A 22,506-nucleotide genomic window follows, 5' to 3' on the forward strand; every position below is an offset into this window, starting at 1 on the left:
TATAAGGAAAATAGCAGCTCAACGAGCTGTACATTATAAAATACATATCAAAAAAGCTGATTTCTATCAAATAATTAATAGAAATCAGCTTTTTTACATTGCCTAAGAACTTAATGTCCCAAGCCCTCTAAAATTTATTTTGGTTGATTGTCTTCTGGTTTATCTGAAGTCATTGTTTTTTTTGTATTATCATTTAATGAATCTTGTGCTTTTTCTGTTTTTGTTTCAACAGATGTTGTCACTTTATCATTTTCTACTTTTGTATTTTTTGGTTCAGTGACAACATTTTTATTCTTGTCAGCTGTTTTTACTTTATCTTTAGTAATTTTTTGACCACGTTTTAAGTAATATTGAACGATACCCATTAAAATGATTGCATGAATAACAACGAATAAAATAATTGTCATTACTGTATAAACTCTTATGATATTTTCTGCAACACTTTGAGAGAGTGATTGCGTATTAAATGAAATCAAGTAACCAACAGGTGTTTTAAATAAAATAATAATTAAGTTTAATAATAGTATTCCAATGAAAAATTTGAAAAATGTTTTTTGACCATTTTTCATTGCTTTAAATCCATTAGCTAAGTGTGTTTTTACTTTATCGTTAGTTGATTCAACGAAACTAGTCATAAAGTTGAAAATAGGTATTAACAATAACCAAGTAATAATTGCTTTAATCAATAAAACAACAATGATTATGATGCTTTGAGTTGTAATAGCAATACCAATTAGGTGTGTACTATCTGCATATGATGATTGTACTGAATTCATAATCATTTCTGATACTGGAGAAAATAATTTGTATAGTAATGATGTCAGAAGTGAAAGAACGATAATCATTGCTATAGATACAAGACCGATCAGAACGCTCTTTAAATAATTACCTTTTTTAAATGCAATAAATAAATCGGTAAATTTTACTTTTTCATGACTCATTGCTCGTTTCATAACATTTGTAATTCCGATAAAAATTTGAACTAAAACAAACAGTGAAACTACAGCTGCTATAAGTAATACAGCGATAACTTTTAAATATGCATCTACTGGTGGTTTTTGCCCAAATTGTGAATAAATTGCAATAGTTTGTGCATACTTAGCAAGCTGGAAATTAGCAAGTAAATATACAACTGCAATTACAGCAAATGCTATAAGTGCATATATCAATGTTATTAATAATTGTGGTTTAGCATTTTTAAATGCTGATTTAAAGTAAGTAAACAAAGTGGTGCCTCCTTTTCTTCATATAAATACAATAACAAAAAACACGTTATTTTCATATTAATATCTAATAAAAATTAATTAAAGTGACTAAAGTTAGAGAATTATAATAGTAAATTGTCAAAAATATGACTAATGTAAGAAATAATAGTTGAAAATTTGTTAATAAACATTGCATCATCAAAGACCAAACAAGTCGCCATAAAGGCATAAAAAACCTACTGCCATTGAAAAGTTTAATCGATGCAATGGCAGTAGGTTAAAATTATTAATGTACATGCGCGTGATGATGAGCATGATGGTTATGTGAATGACTATGTGTTCCTGAACATATAATCGATTCATCATGTTTGTGATTAGGCGTTTCTAATTGAATAGTCATATGGTGAATATTTAAATGTAATAAATCATGCTCAATGTTTTCTAATAATAATTCACATTCTTTCATTGTCAATGTATGGTCTACAACAACATGACAACTTAATGCATTCATATCATTTGAAATTGTCCAAACATGGCAATCATGCACACTTTGTATTCGTGAATCCTTTTTAATAGTAGTTATAACTTCATCTATATCAACATCACTTGGTGTGCCTTCCATTAAAATGTTAATTGAAGATTTTGTGATACCCCAAGCACTTTTTAAAATAATAACGGAAACTAAAATACTTGCGATAGGATCGGCGATTGTCCATCCAAATGCCCAAATTAAAATAGCTGCAGTAATGGCGCCAACTGAACCTAATAAGTCTCCGATAACATGTAGAAAAGCACCACGCATATTTAAATTGTGTGAAGTGTCGCCGCCTTTAAACATAAAGAATGCAACAACGATATTGACAATTAAACCGATAATACTAATGATTAACATTTCTTTTGATTGAACTTCAGAAGGAACAAAGAAACGTTTAATCGCTTCAAAAACAATTAAAATACTTATTACAAAAAGCGTTACACCATTAAATAATGCTGCGAGTACTTCGAAACGTTTATAACCAAATGTTTTCGTAGCTGTGGCGTTCTTTTCAGCATATATAAATGCGATTAAAGCAACACCTAATGAGAATGTGTCGCTAAACATATGGATACCGTCAGATAGTAATGCCAAGCTGTTAGCAAGGAGACCGCCGATGATTTCGATAAACATATATAGACCGATTATTAAAAACGATATAAACAATACTTTCTTATTATTTGTAGTTACATGACTATGCATATGGTCATGATGATGATGTGAATGAGACATATTATAACCCACTTTCTTTAGGATGATTCGCGTGATGTATGGCTTGCTTTAACATAGTTGCTACGTGGATGTCATCTAATGAATAAATCATTGATTGGCCTTGTCGTTTTGCTTTCACAAGATGCACACTTTTAAGTAATTTTAATTGGTGCGAGACATTTGATTGAGATAAATTCAATTGATGTGAAATGTGACCAACACTTGCTTCACTGACTGATAACAATTCCATGATACGTATTCGATTGTAATCGCCTAATGCCTTGAAAATTTCAGTTACGCGTTCTAATGTATCTGTATTTATTTCTGAATATTGTTCTGACATTATATGACAATCCTTTCATATGAATATTTGTTCATATATTAATTTAATACGTTCCCAGTAGTATGTCAATTGATTTTTATAGTTGTAACAAGTTTTACATATCTCATAAAGTGGTATGGCATAGGGAATAATAAATAGGAGAGTGTTGTAAATGAATATTTTGGTTATAGGTGCTAATGGCGGTGTAGGTTCGTTACTAGTGCAACAATTAGCAAAAGAAAATGTACCATTTACTGCAGGTGTTAGGCAATCAGATCAACTTAATGCGTTAAAATCACAAGGTATGAAAGCAATTCTTGTTGATGTTGAAAATGATTCAATAGAGACTTTAACTGAGACGTTTAAACCATTCGATAAAGTTATCTTTTCAGTAGGTTCTGGAGGGAACACAGGTGCAGATAAAACAATTATTGTCGATTTAGATGGTGCTGTTAAATCAATGATTGCGAGTAAAGAGGCTAATATTAAACACTATGTCATGGTTTCAACATATGATTCGAGACGTCAAGCTTTTGATGATAGCGGTGATTTAAAGCCTTATACAATTGCTAAACATTACGCTGATGACTATTTAAGACGTTCAGGATTGAATTATACAATTTTACATCCAGGGGCACTTACAAATGCAGCAGGATCTGGAAAGATAGAAGCTGCACAATATTTTGACGGTAAAGGTGAAATTCCTAGAGAAGATGTTGCGACAGTATTAAAAGAAATTGTCACATCCAATCATTTTAATCACCAAGAGTTTCAAATTATTAGTGGTGACAAGGACATTAAAGATGCTTTAACTCAATTTGAAATTGAAAAGGATTAATAAGGATAGTAAATATGATTTGAAGCGGGTTACGTTTTCGTAACTCGTTATTTTTTTGAAAATGATGAATTATAAGTATGAATAAGTACGTATTGTCTATGCATTTTACAAAGAATTTGAACAATGTATGGCACAACTATTAAAGTTGTTTATTAATTGGTATAATGGGCGAGTAAATTTAAAGGGAAATGTGTACAAATGTAAGAGAGATATAATCTCTATGCTATTAATTTTTAAAAATGTTAAAGTACTGTAAATTTAAGTGAAGCGCTTTAATTGGCAGTACTGCAATGTTAGTAAATATGGTACAATCACTAATAGTTAATTTGAAATGTGGAAGTTTATAATACGATGTAAATGAGAACAAAATCAAAATATAATGGAACAACAACATCAGAGTTCTATTGCTTACTTAATCACAATGGAGGTGCAACAATGCCATTATTTTTACAACCAATTTTAAAAACAAAATTATGGGGCGGTCAACGTCTAAGTGAGTTTGGATATCAATTAGACAATGATACAACTGGGGAATGTTGGTGTGTGTCAGCACATCCAAATGGTACGAGCGAGATTATTAATGGACCATATCAAGGTCAAACATTAGACCGTATTTGGTCAGAACATCGTGAATTGTTTGGTGATTTCCCAAGCAAAGATTTTCCGCTTCTAACTAAAATAGTGGATGCAAGAGAATCACTTTCTATTCATGTGCACCCTGATAATTCTTATGCTTATGAGCATGAAAACGGGCAATATGGCAAATCTGAATGTTGGTATATTATAGATGCAGAAGAAGATGCAGAAATAGTTATAGGGACATTAGCAGAGTCTAGAGAAGAAGTTGCGAATCATGTTCAACACGGAACGATAGAGTCGATACTTAGATATATTAAAGTAAAACCTGGAGAATTCTATTTTATTCCAGCAGGAACAGTACATACTATTTCTTCAGGAATATTAGCATACGAAACGATGCAATCGTCAGACATTACATATAGACTTTATGATTTCAATCGTCAAGATAATCAATATAATGATAGACCGTTAAATATTGAAAAAGCTTTAGACGTTATTCAGTACAATGCACCATTACCTAATATTTTGCCTGAAAGCGAAATTATTGAAAACCATAAGTGTACACACATTGTATCGAATGATTTCTTTACATTGGTTAAATGGGAAATTTCTGGCACGTTAAATTATATGAAGCCTAGAGAGTTCTGTTTAGTTACAGTGTTGGAAGGCGAAGGGCAAATGATTGTCGATGGTGAAATTTTCAAACTGACTACTGGTACAAACTTTATTTTGACTTCTGAAGATTTGGATAGTGTCTTTGAAGGTGATTTCACATTGATGATTAGCTATGTGTAATAGTGTAATAACAATTTAGGAGTGAATGATTTGAAGCAATTTCTATATATTGCGTTAGTATGTGGTGTGATAGCAGGTCTTGGTGCTTTCTTACATATACCGCAGTATCCGAGCATGACAATTCCACGTATAGTAGCTATTTTAGGAATTATCAGTGCTATGTTGACTTTTAAAGACAAGCAAATCAGCGCCTCATTAAAGTTTAGCGCATTGTTAATTAATGTGCTGCCATTATGCGGTACCTTTGTAGCTTCAAATTAATTGTCGATAGCGCGTTTGAATATAATACAGTGCATTAACAGAAGAAATATGATTGTGTTAATGACATTGATGAAAATAAAGCACATCAACATAACCTCTCACTTGCATAGTAGTGAGGGGGTTTTTGTTGGTTTATATAAAATGAAGTATTTAATATTTAATGAAAATTAAGACATGCTAAAATTCTAACGGCAGTATAGATATTTAAAAATGTGTATCAATAGCGCTATAGAGATAAGCAAGCATAGTGGTATCATATATAAATTTGTAATTTTTATTGCATAGTGTATGCAAGCATGTTTTTTATATGCAAAATAGGTAGCTAAATATGTTAAACTGTTTGTAACAATTTTTATCATTAAGACAGATATAATAAATAAAATATAGAAAACTGATTAAAAGGTATACAGTTGCTCGTATGTGTGTCCAACTGTATTTAGAGTCGCACTTGTTGTAAAGCAAAATAGTTCGACTTACTTAGAAGTGAAAACGATAAGGGTCTGGGACGTAAATTAATGTCCTGGGCGCTACAATGTTATAGGAAATGCGATTAAAATCGCAGTGAACAAAGGGTATACAGTTGTTCGCATACGCGTCCAACTGCATAAGAAACACTAAAAGAATGTAATTCATAGTGTTTCTAAAATTTATTCAGGTTAAGGAGTATTAAGATGACAGCAGAAACGAATTATTTTTGGTTGAATTGTGGATATAACCGTTGGAATCATAATGAACCGTTAGTAGGACAAACAGCTTTATTTGAATCAGGCGCACATTTTAACCCATCTCAAGGATTTAGAGCGTTTAAAAAGGCTAAAGTAGGAGATCAAGTCATCTTTTATCAAGTTCAGACGGATACTGGACTACTTGGATGTGGTGAAATTATTAGTGTTGAAACAGGTGCACAAAATAAAATACGTGTACAGTTTCGTTTTAATGAACAATTGAAACCATTAACAGCTGATTATTTAAAGCGTAGTGAAGCTTTGGAATTTCGTATGAGTAATATGAAAGAGACATTGTTCAACCAAATCACTGCAGAAGAGTTTGATTTAATAAGTGGTCTTGGTAAAGGCGAAATTAAGATACCACGTTATTTCTTTTTAGCTGAAACTGAAGAATTTGAACCTGGAAACCAATATACGATTTATACGCACACGTACAACGGTATTAAACGTAATGGTTATCATTTTTATACTCAGTTAGAAGAAGGCGACAATATTATTTTTTATAATCGAACGAAAAATCAATCTGTCGTTGGAATTGGAGAAGTTTCAAAGCATATTCATGAAAAACCACCAATTCCTGGTAGAACAAATAGTACAGTGATTGAAGTGTCTTATGAGAAAGACATTACGCCGATTACATTAAGTACATTAAATAAGCATCCTAAATTGAAAAACTTATATTTCCTTCAAGAAAATGCAAAACAGGCTATTGCAAGTATGTCACAAGCACAGTATGATGCAATTATTGAAATGAGCGATAATAATGGATTGAAATCTCCATTTGAAATGGTTCAAAAACCAGATATGCTTGAAAGTGAAAAAGAAGAAGCGTTAAAGCCATTTATTTTACTTGTTGTAGATCGAAAAGAAGAAGGCTTAAAAGCGGCTAATGACTTATTGCAAAAAGCAAATGCAAATCCTGTTATAACAACAGGTCATCCTGATTTTTCAGAAGATATGCTTTATGGCAAGTATTTACCAAATGAAACAGGGGCATTATACTATCGTGAAGGGTTTATTACTCAATTAATGCCTAAAAAGGATAAAAGTTATTTAGTTATTGATAATTTTAATCGTATAGATACAGACATTTTCCAAACGTATATTAATGTGTTAGAAGGCTATGAAGTAACATTACCACGTTATAATAAAGACGGTAATATGATTAAATGGTCACGACAAAAAGATTCTTTCTATTATTTCAATCCTAATTGGCATATTGTAGGTATTACATATGACAGTTTAGAGGAAATTAAGGAGAAATATTCAGAGCAGTTTTTAAAATACACACGTATAGTCAAAGTCAAACATGACTAATGATATATGGTAGTTTTTGAAAAGAAGTAAGGATAGGATTAAAAATTGCATAATTGCATATTTGAATAACCGCATAAAGAAAAATGACGGGTAATCAACCATAAGAGCTAATTAAGAGCTTATGATAGATTACTCGTTTTTATTTTAATAAATAATAAAGACAGTATATGAATATAGATGAATTTATGTTACTGAATTAAAACTTTATATGAGTTTTCCAGTCGTATGTTGAATAAGACGAATGACCAAACGCTAAGTTAATAATAAGAAATAAGATTACACTGTAGATTGAGAAATTTAAAGTAAATAAAAAATACATTATACAATAAATATAAAACTGGAAAATAAATTTTATGGCAATTTCGTGTCGCGAGGACTTATCAAGTGACAACCTTGTTTAAATGTTTTTAAATTAGGAAAAATGACTATAAGTACTATTAAAGGAGCGAATAAATTATGCCAATCGTATATTATGATGGAAACTGTATATATTGTTATAACTATGTCATTTGGTTAATTCAACATGACCTACCAAGAAATTATCAATTTGCCACGTTAAAAGGTGAAGTTGGCCAACAATTTTTTAAACAACATCCAGAAGCGGCAAATAAAAATAGTGTGATTTTACAGAAAGGTGATCGTATATATTTTGAATCGCAGGCGATTATTAAACTAATCACAGCACTACCTAATCGAACTAAATTATTGGGCGTAGGTTTATGGCTTGTACCTAAACCAGTCCGTAATTTCGGTTATCGAATGTTTGCTAATAATAGAAATAGAATGTGGAAAACAACATGGCACCAACCAAATGATTATGAAAAATCGTTCTTTTTAGATGATAATGCGAAAGTAAAACTTACTGATTGATAAAACATACTTGCTAATTGATAATGGATATATTAGATGATGAATTAAAATTTAGGCATTTAAAAAGCGGAACACCTTACATTTATATTAGAATAATTATAAAAAAGAAGGTAAAAGCACTTTACAGATTAGAATCATTATAATATAATAATTAATATAAATAAGCAAGACGTAGACAATTTTAAGGAGTGTATTAAATATGAGTAATCAACAAGATGTTGTAAAAGAATTGAATCAACAAGTAGCAAACTGGACAGTAGCTTACACAAAGCTACACAATTTCCACTGGTATGTGAAAGGGCCTAACTTCTTCTCATTACACGTTAAATTTGAAGAATTATATAATGAAGCAAGCCAATATGTAGACGAATTAGCTGAAAGAATTTTAGCGGTAGGAGGAAACCCTGTAGGTACATTAACTGAATGCTTAGAGCAATCAATTGTTAAAGAAGCTGCGAAAGGTTACTCTGCAGAACAAATGGTTGAAGAATTATCACAAGACTTCACAAATATCTCAAAACAATTAGAAAACGCAATCGAAATTGCTGGTAATGCTGGCGATGATGTATCAGAAGATATGTTTATAGGTATGCAAACATCAGTAGATAAACATAATTGGATGTTTAAATCTTACTTAAGCTAATCTACAGATAAGTAATAATATAAATAAAAGCCAACACATAAATGGGGATACGCCCAGAATGTGTTGGCTTTTTGAGTTTAATCGCATTGTTAAAGAGCAATTAAAGTCAATTTAAATAAGTTACTCTGCGATTTCTAAAGCGATTTCCATCATTTGTGTAAATGAATTTTGACGTTCTTCAGGTGTAGTAGCTTCGTCACGTAAAATATGATCACTTACTGTGAAAATACCAAGTGCTTTTTTACCAGCATGAATCGCATTTAAATATAAACCAGCTGATTCCATTTCGATACCTAAAATACCCATTTTTTTCCAAGCATCATTGAATGTTGGATCGGCATTGTAAAATGTATCAGAAGATAATACGTTACCTACGTGTGTAGTAGCACCGATTTGGTCAGCGACATTTTTAGCTTTAGTTACTAACTCGAAGTCAGCGATAGGCGCGAAATGACCTGGAATATTGTATTGATCTACATAATTTGAATTAGTTGATGCAGCTTGTGCAATAATAACATCGTATAAGTTAACATTTTCTTGTAATGCGCCACAAGAACCGATACGAATGATTGTATCTACATCAAAGAAGTTGTATAACTCATATGAGTAAATACCAATACTTGGAATACCCATACCAGAACCCATTACAGAAACTTCTTTACCTTTATATGTACCAGTGTAACCAAACATGTTACGTACATCGTTAAATTGTTCAACATTTTCTAAAAAATTATCAGCAATATATTTTGCACGTAGCGGATCGCCAGGCATTAATACTGTTTTAGCAATTTTTACTCCATTTGGTTGAATATGTGGTGTACCTTTTGTCATTTGTTATCTTCTCCTTAATATTCATTAATAATTTTAAGATAACATTTGTTTCCCTTTTTTGCGAATTTTTGTACTATAGAATTAAAGAATTATAAAAATATAATCCTGATTAGCTTGTTGTCAAGTCATCGTTCATAATGAAGATATCATGTTCAATTGTATTGTTTGTTTATGGGAAATGAATTAATGTAATAGTATATGTATGCGGTTACATAAAAAGCGAACATCTAACCTGATATTTAAATGAACCTGACGCTCAAACAACTAATTTACAACCGTATTTTTATAATCAACCATAAAGGAGGAGATAGAAAATGAATAGTGCAAAATTGATTGATCACACTTTATTGAAGCCTGAGTCAACACGTACGCAAATCGATCAAATCATCGATGAAGCGAAAGCATATAATTTTAAATCTGTATGTGTGAATCCAACACATGTTAAATATGCAGCAGAGCGACTAGCTGATTCAGAGGTGCTCGTTTGTACGGTAATAGGATTCCCATTAGGTGCATCGACAACTGCAACGAAAGCATTTGAAACAGAAGATGCAATTCAAAATGGTGCAGATGAAATTGACATGGTCATCAACATCGGCGCATTAAAAGATGGGCGTTTTGATGATGTACAACAAGACATTGAAGCAGTGGTTAAAGCTGCGAAAGATCACACAGTAAAAGTGATTATTGAGACGGTATTGTTGGACCATGACGAAATTGTAAAAGCGAGTGAATTAACAAAAGCGGCTGGTGCGGACTTCGTTAAAACTTCAACAGGTTTTGCAGGTGGCGGTGCGACTGCAGAAGACGTTAAATTAATGAAAGATACAGTAGGTGCTGATGTAGAAGTAAAAGCATCAGGTGGCGTACGTAATTTAGAAGATTTCAATAAAATGGTTGAAGCAGGTGCGACACGTATTGGTGCGAGCGCAGGCGTTCAAATTATGCAAGGTTTAGAAGCAGATTCAGATTACTAATTTTATAAAAAAATATGTAAGCATGGGACATCGTAACCATATATAAGTATGTCGATATCAGCTTTAAGACATCATAAATGCCATGATGATTCTAAGTTAATTTAATAGGGACTTTAACGTTATAACCAATCTATTTAAGAATAATAACATCGCATTGAAATTGTGATATTAAAAATGAAATCGATAGCTTGCTATAATAATTTTCGCTTGTGCTTTTAAAAATGGACTAGAGAAAGCGCAGATGCTTTGTCCTAAGCTTTTTAAGAAAAGGATGATAAAAATGAGAATGATAGACATTATTGAGAAAAAGCGTGACGGTCATACACTAACAACGGAAGAAATTAATTTCTTTATTGACGGCTATGTTAAAGGGGATATTCCTGATTACCAAGCATCAAGTTTAGCAATGGCGATTTATTTCCAAGATATGAATGATGATGAGCGTGCAGCATTAACGATGGCTATGGTTAATTCTGGTGATATGATAGATTTGAGTGATATTAAAGGTGTCAAAGTAGATAAGCACTCAACAGGTGGTGTAGGAGATACAACTACATTGGTTTTAGCACCATTAGTAGCAGCTGTAGATGTTCCTGTTGCAAAAATGAGTGGGCGTGGATTAGGTCATACAGGTGGTACGATTGATAAATTAGAAGCAATTGATGGTTTTCATGTTGAAATAGATGAAGCAACATTTGTGAAATTGGTTAATGAAAATAAAGTGGCAGTTGTAGGACAATCAGGAAATTTAACTCCTGCAGACAAAAAATTATATGCCTTAAGGGATGTTACTGGTACTGTCAATTCAATACCATTAATTGCCTCTTCAATTATGAGTAAAAAGATTGCTGCTGGTGCAGATGCAATTGTATTAGATGTAAAAACTGGTAGCGGTGCATTTATGAAAACATTAGAAGATGCTGAAGCATTAGCGCACGCAATGGTACGTATTGGTAATAATGTGGGACGTAATACGATGGCGATTATTTCTGATATGAATCAGCCACTTGGACGTGCGATTGGCAATGCGCTTGAGTTACAAGAAGCAATTGATACGTTGAAAGGACAAGGTCCGAAAGATTTAACAGAACTTGTATTAACATTAGGTTCTCAAATGGTTGTACTTGCAAACAAAGCTGAAACGCTTGAAGAAGCGAGAGCGTTGCTAATTGAGGCAATTAATTCAGGTGCAGCATTAGAAAAATTCAAAACATTTATTAAAAACCAAGGTGGCGACGAAACTGTTATTGACCATCCAGAGCGTTTGCCACAAGCTCAATATCAAATTGAATATAAAGCTAAAAAATCAGGTTATGTGACTGAATTAGTCTCTAACGATATAGGTGTCGCTTCGATGATGTTAGGAGCGGGACGTTTAACAAAAGAGGATGATATTGATTTAGCGGTTGGTATTGTTTTAAATAAAAAAATTGGTGATAAAGTAGAAGAAGGAGAATCATTATTAACGATTCACAGTAATCGCCAAGATGTAGACGATGTTGTTAAAAAATTAGATTCAAGCATAACAATTGCTGATCATGTTGTATCGCCTACATTAATTCATAAAATCATTATAGAATAGGAGTTGAAGCTGATTGAACATACTAAGATATTTATTAGGAATAGGTTTTAGTGTAATAGGTGTATTGCATTTTACACGAGAACGACAATTTAGAAATATCATACCGAAATGTTTGCCACTTCGAAAAACAGCGGTTCTTGTTACAGGAATCTTTGAGATATTATTTGGACTTGCACTTTTAATTAAAAGACCATCTCAATGCTTGAAAAATACAATCAATCTATTCTTGCTAGCTGTATTCCCAGCTAATATCTATATGGCAGTTAAAAAGTTACCTTTAGGAGATAAACAATTGCCAACATGGCAACTATATTTAAGGTTACCTATGCAGTTCGTGTTAATGGGACTAATTAAGAAATTATAGTGGTTCTCAAATAAATCGGACAAATGTTAAAGATTTTACTTTTTCATTTGTTCGATTTTTTGACTTTGAAGCATAATAAAAAGCAGTTGGACAATGGCGATTGTAACATCATTGTTCGACTGCTTTTCTGATTAACTTGATTGACTAAGATTTATTTTCCTGTACCGAAAACATCATGCCATTCGTTTCGTTTGTCTAGAAATGCTTGAGCGATAGTTTTAGCACCTTCTAATGAATGACTTGCTGCCCAGCCACATTGTACTTCATTACAAGCAGGCACTTCAGTAGCATTTAGCACATCATTTAAAGTTGCTTCAACAATATTTAATACATCATCATAATTATCATGATTAATAAATGATACATAGAAACCAGTTTGGCAACCCATAGGACTTAAATCAACAACTTTGTCACTATGATTTCTAATATTTTCAGCCATTAAATGTTCTAATGAATGTAGTCCGGGCATATCCATATGTTCTTTGTTTGGTTGTTTGAAACGAATGTCGTATTTGTGAATGACATCTCCGTTTAATCCTTCCATCGTTCCCGCTAATCTAATAAATGGGGCAACCACTTTAGTATGATCTAAATTGAAACTTTCAACATTCATTTTTGTCATTTTGAATTTCCTCCTATTAACTACTCAAAACTATAAAACGCTTATGATTTGTTGCATTATAAAACTTAAGTTTGTTGTAAGTTGTGTTTCTAACAATACTTAAATTGTAACAATAGGGCTTATGTTTTACAATTTGAAACTGTTTTATAAATTTATGAAAGGCTTTTAGTTATTAGAAAATTTTGTAAATAAAGAAAAACTAGATGACATCATGAGATAAAACCGATAGAATAAGTAATAATTCATTTTGAAAGAACAAAATATTGTGGATGATTAAAATGAGTGTAGGGTAAAAGGGAGATAGTAAAAAATGAGTGAAAAACAACAAATTCTCGATTATATAGAAACAAATAAATATAGTTATATCGAAATCAGTCATAGAATTCATGAACGTCCTGAACTTGGTAATGAAGAAATATTTGCGTCTCGAACTTTAATAGATCGTTTGAAAGAGCATGATTTTGAAATTGAAACCGAGATTGCTGGGCATGCAACTGGGTTTATAGCGACATATGATTCAGGTCTTGACGGGCCAGCTATAGGTTTTTTAGCAGAATACGATGCTTTGCCAGGGTTGGGTCATGCTTGTGGTCATAATATCATTGGAACTGCAAGTGTGCTTGGTGCAATTGGTTTGAAGCAAGTGATTGACCAAATTGGTGGTAAAGTAGTCGTTCTTGGATGTCCAGCTGAAGAAGGTGGGGAAAATGGTAGCGCTAAAGCTTCTTATGTCAAGGCTGGTGTGATTGATCAAATAGACATTGCCTTAATGATTCATCCGGGAAATGAAACTTATAAAACGATTGATACTTTGGCAGTGGATGTTTTAGATGTTAAATTTTACGGAAAAAGTGCTCATGCCTCTGAAAATGCAGATGAAGCGTTAAATGCATTAGACGCTATGATTAGTTATTTTAATGGTGTAGCACAACTACGACAACATATTAAAAAAGATCAACGTGTGCATGGTGTGATTTTAGATGGCGGGAAAGCAGCTAATATTATTCCAGACTATACACATGCTCGTTTTTATACTAGAGCAATGACGCGTAAAGAATTGGATATATTAACAGAAAAAGTAAATCAAATCGCACGTGGAGCTGCGATACAGACTGGTTGTGATTATGAATTTGGTCCAATTCAAAACGGTGTGAATGAATTCATTAAAACGCCGAAATTAGATGATTTATTTGCTAAATATGCTGAAGAAGTTGGTGAAGCAGTTATTGATGATGATTTTGGTTATGGCTCTACGGATACAGGGAACGTAAGTCATGTTGTGCCAACAATACATCCTCATATTAAAATAGGATCACGTAATTTAGTAGGACATACGCATAGATTTAGAGAAGCGGCTGCGAGTGTACATGGTGATGAAGCATTAATTAAAGGTGCTAAAATAATGGCGTTGATGGGGTTAGAGTTAATTACAAATCAAAACGTTTATCAAGACATTATTGAAGAGCATGCGCATTTGAAAGGGAATGGGAAGTAATGACAAATAATGGTAATGAGCCGAACTTAACGTTAAGTGATTTATATGACAAAGATGTTGTCTATACGTCAAGACCTTCGTATATATCGAATCCATGGTTGAAACCGGACGAACATCAATCTAATTTTTTAACTGGTAGGGAGTTATTAATAGCAAATCAATTACCTGTTATTGTTCACGAAGCTAGTGCGACAGACAAATTGCATCAGCTATTTCAAGTTATTGGTAAGGAAGTACCGAACTCAATTTATACATTTAACAATCAGCAATCTTACGAAAACTTGATCAAACAATTGGCACATAAGGAAAATAAAAAGATTTATTTTCAATATATTCATGATGAAACAATCTTGAATCAGCAATATTATGCATTAGATAAAACGTTATTTGTTGCTTTAAATAATAAAGCAAGAATACCTGAATGGACAAATGGAAAGTTTTTACCAAAAAGAAAAGTTGTAAAAATTGAGCAATTCGAAAACGAGATTAAGAATTGGGAATTCCCGTTTGTAATTAAGCCGGGAGATGATCTTCCGACAGCAGGTGGCTATGGCGTTATGATTTGTTATCATGATGCAGATTTACAAAAAGCGATAACGCGTATTAAACAGGCAACTGCTGAAACGAATTCGCTTATTATCGAACAGAAGATTGAAGAAAAAGCGAATTATTGCGTTCAGTTTGCATACTCGGAATCGCTAGGCATTCAATATCTTGGTGCGGCAACGCAATTAACGGATAAGTACGGATTTTATAACGGAAATGAAAATACTACTAATGTACCAGAGCACGTTATAGAAGCAGGTAGACAAATTATGGAAAACGGTGTGAATCAAGGATTCTTTGGTGTAGCTGGTTTTGACCTACTCGTCGATGAGGATGATAACGTTTATGCGATTGATTTAAACTTTAGACAAAATGGTTCAACGAGCATGTTATTACTTGCTAACGAGTTGAATTCAGGATATCAAAAGTTTTATAGTTATCATTCAAAAGGTGATAACACACATTTCTTCAATACGATTTTGAAATATGTCAAAGAAGGTAGTTTATACCCGTTATCTTATTATGATGGTGATTGGTACGGTGAAGATAAAGTTAAATCAAGGTTTGGCTGTATTTGGCATGGTGATTCAAAAGAAACAGTACTGGAGAATGAACGCGCATTTTTAGCTGAACTTGAACACTATTAGAGTTCGGAACATAAGGCGCTACAATGTTGTGTTGCCAGTAGTTGACTGAATATGCGTTTGTAACAAGCTTTTTTCGATTCTAGTCAACAGTAATTAAATTTATGATATGGCAATACTTTGTAATACTAATATTAAATGGCGACTTTTATTTCACTATGTTATAAGAGTTGCCATTTTGTTGATAAAGGTATACTAAAGGTTATCGTTTTGAAATTTTTAGTAACTAAATATGTTTCGTGTTATAGACCGAATTTGTGTATACGTAAAATTTAATGCTATTGAATTTTTAAAATGAAAAACATGACATTAAATTGAATTCATAATATGTCTAATTGACTAACTTGTTGGAGTCATTTACTATTTTATGTATGACATATTTTAAAAAGTGAGGGTCAAGCATGTCTTATAAAGCATATCCATTCTTTAGAGATATATTAATAAATGAATGTATTTATTTCGCCTCTAAAAATAAAAAACTAGTACGCCTAAATTATAAAAGTGAAGCGTATGTAGGCGTTTGGACAGAAGAAAGTGTGGCCGTATCATTTTTAACAAGTCGTGATATTCCATTTGATAAAGTTGTAAAAATGGACGTTGATCGTTTTGCTACTTATGAATTAGATGAATTGTTTGATGAACAAGACCATATTATTATGAATCAAACAATGGAAGAAGAAGGGCATCTACTAAACGTTGTAGCTGTTACACAAGAAGTGATGACGGAATTAGATAAAATTAGAATCAAAGAATTTGTCCAAGATGTAGCGAAATATGATGAAGTATACGGCTTAACTAAAAAAGGTAGTAAGCAGTTTATTCTCATTAGTGAAAATGATAGCGACGAAAAAAAGCCGCATATTATGCCTGTATGGAGTATTAAAAACAGAGCGTTAAAAGTTCGAGATGAAGATTTTGAAGAGTGTGATTTAATTACGATTGAAGGTTCTGTTTTCGGAGAATGGCTAGATGAACTTAGAGATGATCATAAAGCCGTTGCGATAGATTTAAAAACTGGCGTGGTTGGTACAATTGTTTCAGCGCAAAAATTGTCTAATGAACTTACATTTTAATTGAATTGAGTTGTAATTAATTAAGTGATAATAAATGGAACAATACGTATTCAAAACACTTAGACCATAAAATAAAAGGCCATTTATATAGCGTTTATTTAAAACAACGCGCATATAAATGGTCTTTTTCTATTTACCTAAATATAATGCACCAATAGCACCTGAAAATGCGCCGTTTTCAACATAGTACGGTTTGCAACCGCGTAACACAGTATAATCTTCCACAACTTTGCGTAATAAAGCGTTATTATGAAATGAAGAACCGATATAAACGATATTTTCAGTTTTAAATTCACGTGCAACAGTAATGGCCATTGTCGTAACAACTTCGCCAACGACACCAATAACGGCTGCTAATTTATTGCTAGGTGTAAAATCAGCATCTAAATGATGTAGTACATGACCAAAATTAGCTGCTGTTAAATCACCGGGAATGGGTGGTTCGGTATCTTTATAAATATGTCTAACCTTTAAATCGATAGTGTTACGATCACCGTGTTGTGCCATGTCAGTTAACTGTTTATAATCAGTGATTTGACTTAGTAAATAACCGAGTCCTTGAATCATGCCTCCACCTGTACCGATACCGCCTACACGACGTTGTGATTGGCCGTCGAAATAATGTAGTGACGTACCGGTACCAACATTTGCAAAAATATAATCTGCTAAGTCATGGCCTTGCTCTTTTAACAAAATACCTAGTCCTTGAGATGCAGCATCAAACTCTACAAAAATTTGTGCAGGAATGTTGATGTTTTCAGCAATGACACCTGCATTACCTCCAGTTAAGCATAATTTTTCAATTTGCTGTTGGTTTAACCATTCCACAACTTGATCAATATTTTTAGTTAATTCAGTTTTAAAAGTACGTTGGTTATCTTGCTCTTGAACGATTTTAATTAGTGTACCGCCAGCGTCAATGCCAACTTTCATAAGATTCCCACCTCATTATTAATGTCTATCCTTAAATAATAGTATAGTAAAATGACTAAAAAACAAGTAATAATAGTAATTATTAACAAATTTGATGCCATTGCATTTCAACATTGTAAGCGTATCGCAATTAATGTTTTACAAACGTGGACGTTAAGTTATATATATTATTTTCTAGGAATTTTGAAGTTGTATAGGATTGTTAGTTAGTGACGCAATATTAAAAGTAGTTCGTACGCAGTGTATTTGTAACTCTCTGATTAAAATGATAAGTAATGAGGAATAGTACATTAATTTTGAAATTTAAAAAATATAAATAAGTAATTTATTTAACTTAGAGCAAATAATGGTATCGTAGTGAAATAATAGGTAAAATAATATGGGGATTCATGCTTCATATATAAAAAGATAGGGGTTAAATATATGGCTAAAGAACTTTGTTTTGAAGGTATCACTTTAAAAGCATTTGATGAACAATATCGTTCAGCAATTAATGATTTTGACTTGAATGAAAGACAACAAATATATTCATCTTTACCTAAAGAAGTTATTGATGATGCAATTAATGATGCTGATAGGATTGCTAACGTAGCAATAAACGATAAAAATGAAGTGGTGGGCTTTTTTGTATTACATCGTTACTATCAGCATGAAGGTTATGATACACCTGAAAATGTCGTTTATATTCGTTCATTATCGATTAATGAAAAATATCAAGGCTTTGGATATGGCACGAAAATAATGATGTCATTGCCGCAATATGTTCAAGGTGTATTTCCTGATTTTAATCATCTATATCTAGTAGTAGATGCGGAAAATGACAATGCTTGGAACCTATACGAACGTGCTGGATTCATGCATACAGCTACTAAAGAAGAAGGACCAATTGGCAAAGAACGACTATATTACTTGGACTTAGATTCAAAACATGTTTCGTCATTAAAGCTTGAAGAAGAAAGTCGTTCAGAAGTGACCAATGTACATATCATTAATTTAATGATTGATGGCCAAAAGGTTGGCTTTATCGCATTGGAGCAGATTGGTGAACGCATGAACATTGCTGCTATTGAAGTGGATAAATCATATCGCTTTAATGGTATTGGTTCAAGTGCGCTGCGACAATTGCCAACTTACTTAAGAAAAAACTATGACAACCTTAATGTGATTACGATGATTCTGTTTGGAGAGAATAATGATTTTAAACCATTATGTCTAAATAGTAATTTCGTTGAAATCGAACAAACTGATGATTATGTCGTTTTTGAAAAATATTTAAATTACTAACAGTGATTGCGAAATATGATATTGTCATTTATAATTTAGTTTTGTTACTATATATAAATGAATTCAGACGTATAAATTTAGATTATATCCTTCGAAAGGAAGTATTGGGCAATGAAAATTCAAGATTATACAAAACAAATGGTTGATGAAAAATCATTTATTGATATGGCTTATACATTATTGAATGATAAAGGCGAAACAATGAACTTATATGATATCATCGATGAATTTAGAGCGTTAGGTGATTATGAGTACGAAGAAATTGAAAATCGTGTTGTACAATTTTACACGGATTTAAACACAGATGGTCGTTTTTTAAATGTTGGAGAAAATTTATGGGGATTACGTGATTGGTATTCGGTAGATGATATTGAAGAGAAAATCGCACCAACTATTCAAAAATTCGATATTCTGGATGCAGATGATGAAGAAGATCAAAACTTAAAATTATTGGGCGAAGATGAAATGGATGACGACGATGATATTCCAGCTCAAACAGATGATCAAGAAGAACTAAATGATCCAGAAGATGAGCAGGTTGAAGAAGAAATCAATCATTCGGATATAGTCATTGAAGAAGATGAAGATGAACTAGACGAAGACGAAGAAGTGTTTGAAGACGAAGAAGACTTCAACGATTAATTTTTTGTTTGACTTTTAGTTGAAAGATGATAAAATTTTATTCGGGCTCCTTTAAATAGGACACGTGTATAAAATTTATACGCTCCCCTTACAGAATTTGTGAGAGGGAGCGTTTTTTTATTTAATTGAGTAAATCAAGAAATGATAACGCAAAAATCAAAGTTGTAAATGATATACATAGTGACATAGCAGTATGGAAACGGTAAGTAAACAGAATTTAATTTTGTCGAATTCGACAAATAAACAACTTGAATGAGCTTGCTTTAATGTTATGTTTTACGTAATTTTTACAATTGATGAGGAAGCATTCCCTTTAATAATTAGGAGGTCAAGACATGACAAAATTTATTTTTGTAACAGGTGGCGTAGTTTCATCATTAGGGAAGGGTATTACAGCATCTTCTCTAGGTAGATTATTAAAAGATAGAGGTCTAAATGTAACAATTCAAAAATTCGATCCATACTTAAATGTTGACCCAGGTACAATGAGTCCTTATCAACATGGTGAAGTATTCGTAACGGATGATGGTGCAGAAACTGACCTAGACTTAGGACATTACGAAAGATTTATTGATATTAATTTAAACAAGTTTTCAAATGTGACAGCCGGTAAAGTGTATTCACACGTATTGAAAAAAGAACGTCGTGGTGATTACTTAGGCGGAACAGTTCAAGTTATTCCGCATATTACAAATGAAATTAAAGAACGTTTATTACTTGCAGGGGAAAGTACGAATGCAGACGTTGTTATCACTGAAATTGGCGGTACAACAGGTGATATTGAGTCATTACCGTTTATTGAAGCGATTCGTCAAATTCGTAGCGATTTAGGTAGAGAAAATGTTATGTATGTTCACTGTACATTACTGCCTTATATTAAAGCTGCTGGAGAAATGAAAACGAAGCCAACACAACATAGTGTTAAAGAATTACGAGGCTTAGGTATTCAACCAGACTTAATCGTTGTAAGAACTGAATATGAAATGACACAAGATTTAAAAGATAAAATTGCATTATTCTGTGACATTAATAAAGAAAGTGTTATTGAATGTCGTGATGCAGACTCTTTATACGAAATTCCATTACAATTAAGCCAACAAAATATGGATGATATCGTTATTAAACGTTTACAATTAAACGCGAAATATGAAACACAGCTTGATGAATGGAAACAGTTGTTAGATATCGTTAATAATTTAGATGGTAAAATTACAATTGGTTTAGTAGGTAAATATGTTAGCTTACAAGATGCATATTTATCAGTTGTTGAATCATTGAAACATGCTGGATATCCTTTTGCCAAAGATATTGACATTAGATGGATTGATTCAAGTGAAGTAACAGATGAAAATGCAGCCGAATACCTTTCAGATGTCGACGGTATTTTAGTACCAGGTGGATTTGGTTTCCGTGCAAGTGAAGGTAAAATTAGTGCAATTAAGTATGCTAGAGAAAACAATGTACCATTCTTTGGTATTTGTTTAGGAATGCAACTTGCAACAGTTGAATTTTCAAGAAACGTATTAGGCCTTGAAGGCGCACATTCAGCTGAATTAGACCCAGCAACACCATACCCAATTATAGATTTATTACCAGAACAAAAAGATATCGAAGATTTAGGTGGTACATTACGCTTAGGCTTATATCCATGTTCAATTAAAGAAGGCACATTGGCACAAGATGTTTATGGTAAAGCGGAAATTGAAGAAAGACATCGTCATCGTTATGAATTTAATAATGACTATAGAGAACAATTAGAAGCAAATGGTATGGTAATTTCTGGTACAAGTCCAGATGGACGTTTAGTAGAAATGGTAGAGATTCCGACAAATGATTTCTTTATTGCTTGTCAATTCCACCCAGAATTCTTATCTAGACCAAATCGTCCGCACCCGATTTTTAAATCATTTATTGAAGCTTCGTTAAAATATCAACAAAATAAATAAATTTGCTAATAAAACCGGTACTTTCATTGTTAAACATTGAAAGTACCGGTTTTTCATATAATTTTAATATTATGTTAGTGACAAGGTATGAAATAACAATAGTGACTTTTATAATTCTAAGTCTCTTGTCATTTCAATCATATGTGTATAAATGTCATAGTATACATAATTCAATGCCATCGCATGTGGTTGGACAATCTTATCGTAATCTTCAGTGTAGACTATAGGTCTTGGTGTAGATAAATCGATAAAATGTACGAGATGATCAGGGAAATCATCTGTTTTAGGTTTGTTGCTTATTAAGACCACATCGATATCTAAGTCGATAAGTTTTTGAATATCTAATGCAACTTGATCATTATAAAATGGTGCGAATAATAATACACGATCAGTTGAGTCAATTTCTTTAAAGTCTTTAATAGCGTCAAGTTTTCGGCTAGATTTTAAACGCTCATCACTATGTAGAATGAAACTTTCGAAAAACTGTAAATCATCATAACCTTTTACATAAACATAACCTTCGCCACCAATTGCTTGAATTAAACATTGAGCGGCCATTTGAATTTCTAAAGATTGTTTTTCTAGCCTATTAAAGATACCTATTAGTTGTGTGTTTAAGATTTTTGACATCTTTATCCTCCAATCTACTTATAAAATATTGTAATTAATGACTACATATTATGCAACGGCTTAAATTGTATAAAAATGTATACGTTTGCATTTAGTATAACTATCGCATTTTTCAAAAAATACACATTTAATC

22 protein-coding genes are annotated in these 22,506 nt (G+C 32.3%); 15 read left to right on the forward strand and 7 right to left on the reverse strand.

Going from position 1 to position 22,506, the window contains the following annotated elements:
* Positions 1-134: 134 nt before the first annotated feature.
* From IDG63_RS07385 to czrA, 3 genes are all read right to left on the reverse strand, one after another.
* Positions 135-1,226: a hypothetical protein gene (locus tag IDG63_RS07385; RefSeq protein WP_000495672.1), complete on the reverse strand. Its 1,092-nt coding sequence runs from the start codon at positions 1,224-1,226 to the stop codon at positions 135-137.
* Positions 1,227-1,491: 265 nt separating this feature from the next.
* Positions 1,492-2,472, reverse strand: a complete 981-nt coding sequence (czrB, locus tag IDG63_RS07390) for a CDF family zinc efflux transporter CzrB (RefSeq protein WP_000019739.1) — start codon at positions 2,470-2,472, stop codon at positions 1,492-1,494.
* A 1-nt stretch (position 2,473) separates the two neighbouring features.
* Complete coding sequence (czrA, locus tag IDG63_RS07395) at positions 2,474-2,794, reverse strand: Zn(II)-responsive metalloregulatory transcriptional repressor CzrA (RefSeq protein ID WP_000003759.1); 321 nt, start codon at positions 2,792-2,794, stop codon at positions 2,474-2,476.
* 151 nt (positions 2,795-2,945) lie between these two features.
* On the opposite strand from czrA, the gene IDG63_RS07400 reads away from it, so the two are divergent.
* The 6 genes from IDG63_RS07400 (at position 2,946) to IDG63_RS07425 (ending at position 8,804) form a co-directional block, all read left to right on the forward strand.
* A complete protein-coding gene (locus IDG63_RS07400) occupies positions 2,946-3,611 on the forward strand; it encodes an SDR family oxidoreductase (protein WP_001024093.1) in 666 nt (221 codons plus the stop codon).
* A 435-nt stretch (positions 3,612-4,046) separates the two neighbouring features.
* Positions 4,047-4,985, forward strand: a complete 939-nt coding sequence (locus IDG63_RS07405) for a type I phosphomannose isomerase catalytic subunit (protein ID WP_001127960.1) — start codon at positions 4,047-4,049, stop codon at positions 4,983-4,985.
* A gap of 30 nt (positions 4,986-5,015) precedes the next feature.
* Complete coding sequence (locus IDG63_RS07410; protein ID WP_000808817.1) at positions 5,016-5,246, forward strand: hypothetical protein; 231 nt, start codon at positions 5,016-5,018, stop codon at positions 5,244-5,246.
* 671 nt (positions 5,247-5,917) lie between these two features.
* Positions 5,918-7,291: an EVE domain-containing protein gene (locus IDG63_RS07415; RefSeq protein WP_000123402.1), complete on the forward strand. Its 1,374-nt coding sequence runs from the start codon at positions 5,918-5,920 to the stop codon at positions 7,289-7,291.
* 456 nt (positions 7,292-7,747) lie between these two features.
* Positions 7,748-8,161, forward strand: coding sequence for a thiol-disulfide oxidoreductase DCC family protein (locus IDG63_RS07420; protein WP_001123303.1), 414 nt, complete (start codon positions 7,748-7,750; stop codon positions 8,159-8,161).
* 199 nt (positions 8,162-8,360) lie between these two features.
* Positions 8,361-8,804 carry a Dps family protein gene (locus tag IDG63_RS07425; protein ID WP_000070866.1) on the forward strand — a complete coding sequence of 148 codons (444 nt, stop codon included), beginning with the start codon at positions 8,361-8,363 and terminating at the stop codon, positions 8,802-8,804.
* 120 nt (positions 8,805-8,924) lie between these two features.
* Here IDG63_RS07425 and deoD read toward each other — a convergent pair whose 3' ends face one another.
* Positions 8,925-9,635, reverse strand: coding sequence for a purine-nucleoside phosphorylase (deoD, locus tag IDG63_RS07430; protein ID WP_000160304.1), 711 nt, complete (start codon positions 9,633-9,635; stop codon positions 8,925-8,927).
* A gap of 314 nt (positions 9,636-9,949) precedes the next feature.
* Here deoD and deoC point away from each other — a divergent pair, with 314 nt between their 5' ends.
* From deoC to IDG63_RS07445, 3 genes are all read left to right on the forward strand, one after another.
* On the forward strand, positions 9,950-10,612 hold the full coding sequence (deoC, locus tag IDG63_RS07435) for a deoxyribose-phosphate aldolase (protein WP_001083323.1): 663 nt from the start codon (positions 9,950-9,952) through the stop codon (positions 10,610-10,612).
* 280 nt (positions 10,613-10,892) lie between these two features.
* Complete coding sequence (locus IDG63_RS07440) at positions 10,893-12,194, forward strand: pyrimidine-nucleoside phosphorylase (protein WP_001242310.1); 1,302 nt, start codon at positions 10,893-10,895, stop codon at positions 12,192-12,194.
* A 13-nt stretch (positions 12,195-12,207) separates the two neighbouring features.
* Positions 12,208-12,558 (forward strand): DoxX family protein, encoded by a 351-nt coding sequence (locus IDG63_RS07445; RefSeq protein WP_001024035.1) that lies wholly within the window; start codon positions 12,208-12,210, stop codon positions 12,556-12,558.
* Between the two features lie 151 nt (positions 12,559-12,709).
* On the opposite strand, the gene IDG63_RS07450 is transcribed toward IDG63_RS07445, so the two are convergent.
* A complete protein-coding gene (locus IDG63_RS07450) occupies positions 12,710-13,180 on the reverse strand; it encodes an S-ribosylhomocysteine lyase (RefSeq protein WP_000164421.1) in 471 nt (156 codons plus the stop codon).
* A 310-nt stretch (positions 13,181-13,490) separates the two neighbouring features.
* Here IDG63_RS07450 and IDG63_RS07455 point away from each other — a divergent pair, with 310 nt between their 5' ends.
* The 3 genes from IDG63_RS07455 (at position 13,491) to IDG63_RS07465 (ending at position 16,938) form a co-directional block, all read left to right on the forward strand.
* Positions 13,491-14,675, forward strand: a complete 1,185-nt coding sequence (locus IDG63_RS07455) for a M20 family metallopeptidase (protein WP_001291498.1) — start codon at positions 13,491-13,493, stop codon at positions 14,673-14,675.
* On the forward strand, positions 14,675-15,868 hold the full coding sequence (gene ldmS, locus IDG63_RS07460; protein ID WP_000183722.1) for an L-aspartate--L-methionine ligase LdmS: 1,194 nt from the start codon (positions 14,675-14,677) through the stop codon (positions 15,866-15,868). Before IDG63_RS07455 ends, ldmS begins: the two co-directional genes overlap by 1 nt.
* Positions 15,869-16,266: 398 nt before the next feature.
* On the forward strand, positions 16,267-16,938 hold the full coding sequence (locus IDG63_RS07465) for a DUF2750 domain-containing protein (RefSeq protein WP_000120549.1): 672 nt from the start codon (positions 16,267-16,269) through the stop codon (positions 16,936-16,938).
* Positions 16,939-17,067: 129 nt separating this feature from the next.
* On the opposite strand, the gene coaW is transcribed toward IDG63_RS07465, so the two are convergent.
* Complete coding sequence (coaW, locus tag IDG63_RS07470) at positions 17,068-17,871, reverse strand: type II pantothenate kinase (protein WP_000862728.1); 804 nt, start codon at positions 17,869-17,871, stop codon at positions 17,068-17,070.
* Between the two features lie 423 nt (positions 17,872-18,294).
* Between coaW and IDG63_RS07475 the strand changes: the two genes are divergently transcribed.
* From IDG63_RS07475 to IDG63_RS07485, 3 genes are all read left to right on the forward strand, one after another.
* Complete coding sequence (locus IDG63_RS07475) at positions 18,295-19,155, forward strand: GNAT family N-acetyltransferase (RefSeq protein ID WP_001040736.1); 861 nt, start codon at positions 18,295-18,297, stop codon at positions 19,153-19,155.
* A gap of 111 nt (positions 19,156-19,266) precedes the next feature.
* Complete coding sequence (gene rpoE / locus IDG63_RS07480; protein WP_000701483.1) at positions 19,267-19,797, forward strand: DNA-directed RNA polymerase subunit delta; 531 nt, start codon at positions 19,267-19,269, stop codon at positions 19,795-19,797.
* Positions 19,798-20,132: 335 nt separating this feature from the next.
* Complete coding sequence (locus tag IDG63_RS07485; protein ID WP_000159965.1) at positions 20,133-21,743, forward strand: CTP synthase; 1,611 nt, start codon at positions 20,133-20,135, stop codon at positions 21,741-21,743.
* Positions 21,744-21,851: 108 nt separating this feature from the next.
* Here the strand turns inward: IDG63_RS07485 and IDG63_RS07490 are convergent, their stop codons facing one another.
* Positions 21,852-22,373 (reverse strand): DUF2529 domain-containing protein, encoded by a 522-nt coding sequence (locus IDG63_RS07490; RefSeq protein WP_000036004.1) that lies wholly within the window; start codon positions 22,371-22,373, stop codon positions 21,852-21,854.
* Positions 22,374-22,506 lie beyond the last annotated feature (133 nt).

The sequence above is a fragment of the Staphylococcus sp. EG-SA-14 genome (genome assembly GCF_017151935.1).
Lineage (GTDB): Bacteria > Bacillota > Bacilli > Staphylococcales > Staphylococcaceae > Staphylococcus > Staphylococcus aureus.

Bases quoted from the DNA above. Each gene is read 5' to 3' on its own strand.
- rpoE (WP_000701483.1), top strand. From the start codon at position 19,267: ATGAAAATTCAAGATTATACAAAACAAATGGTTGATGAAAAATCATTT.
- IDG63_RS07415 (WP_000123402.1), top strand. From the start codon at position 5,918: ATGACAGCAGAAACGAATTATTTTTGGTTGAATTGTGGATATAACCGT.
- czrB (WP_000019739.1), bottom strand. From the start codon at position 2,472: ATGTCTCATTCACATCATCATCATGACCATATGCATAGTCATGTAACT.
- IDG63_RS07400 (WP_001024093.1), top strand. From the start codon at position 2,946: ATGAATATTTTGGTTATAGGTGCTAATGGCGGTGTAGGTTCGTTACTA.
- deoD (WP_000160304.1), bottom strand. From the start codon at position 9,635: ATGACAAAAGGTACACCACATATTCAACCAAATGGAGTAAAAATTGCT.
- IDG63_RS07490 (WP_000036004.1), bottom strand. From the start codon at position 22,373: ATGTCAAAAATCTTAAACACACAACTAATAGGTATCTTTAATAGGCTA.
- IDG63_RS07475 (WP_001040736.1), top strand. From the start codon at position 18,295: ATGGCTAAAGAACTTTGTTTTGAAGGTATCACTTTAAAAGCATTTGAT.
- coaW (WP_000862728.1), bottom strand. From the start codon at position 17,871: ATGAAAGTTGGCATTGACGCTGGCGGTACACTAATTAAAATCGTTCAA.
- czrA (WP_000003759.1), bottom strand. From the start codon at position 2,794: ATGTCAGAACAATATTCAGAAATAAATACAGATACATTAGAACGCGTA.
- IDG63_RS07455 (WP_001291498.1), top strand. From the start codon at position 13,491: ATGAGTGAAAAACAACAAATTCTCGATTATATAGAAACAAATAAATAT.
- IDG63_RS07485 (WP_000159965.1), top strand. From the start codon at position 20,133: ATGACAAAATTTATTTTTGTAACAGGTGGCGTAGTTTCATCATTAGGG.
- deoC (WP_001083323.1), top strand. From the start codon at position 9,950: ATGAATAGTGCAAAATTGATTGATCACACTTTATTGAAGCCTGAGTCA.
- IDG63_RS07440 (WP_001242310.1), top strand. From the start codon at position 10,893: ATGAGAATGATAGACATTATTGAGAAAAAGCGTGACGGTCATACACTA.
- IDG63_RS07405 (WP_001127960.1), top strand. From the start codon at position 4,047: ATGCCATTATTTTTACAACCAATTTTAAAAACAAAATTATGGGGCGGT.
- IDG63_RS07420 (WP_001123303.1), top strand. From the start codon at position 7,748: ATGCCAATCGTATATTATGATGGAAACTGTATATATTGTTATAACTAT.
- IDG63_RS07425 (WP_000070866.1), top strand. From the start codon at position 8,361: ATGAGTAATCAACAAGATGTTGTAAAAGAATTGAATCAACAAGTAGCA.
- IDG63_RS07465 (WP_000120549.1), top strand. From the start codon at position 16,267: ATGTCTTATAAAGCATATCCATTCTTTAGAGATATATTAATAAATGAA.
- ldmS (WP_000183722.1), top strand. From the start codon at position 14,675: ATGACAAATAATGGTAATGAGCCGAACTTAACGTTAAGTGATTTATAT.
- IDG63_RS07450 (WP_000164421.1), bottom strand. From the start codon at position 13,180: ATGACAAAAATGAATGTTGAAAGTTTCAATTTAGATCATACTAAAGTG.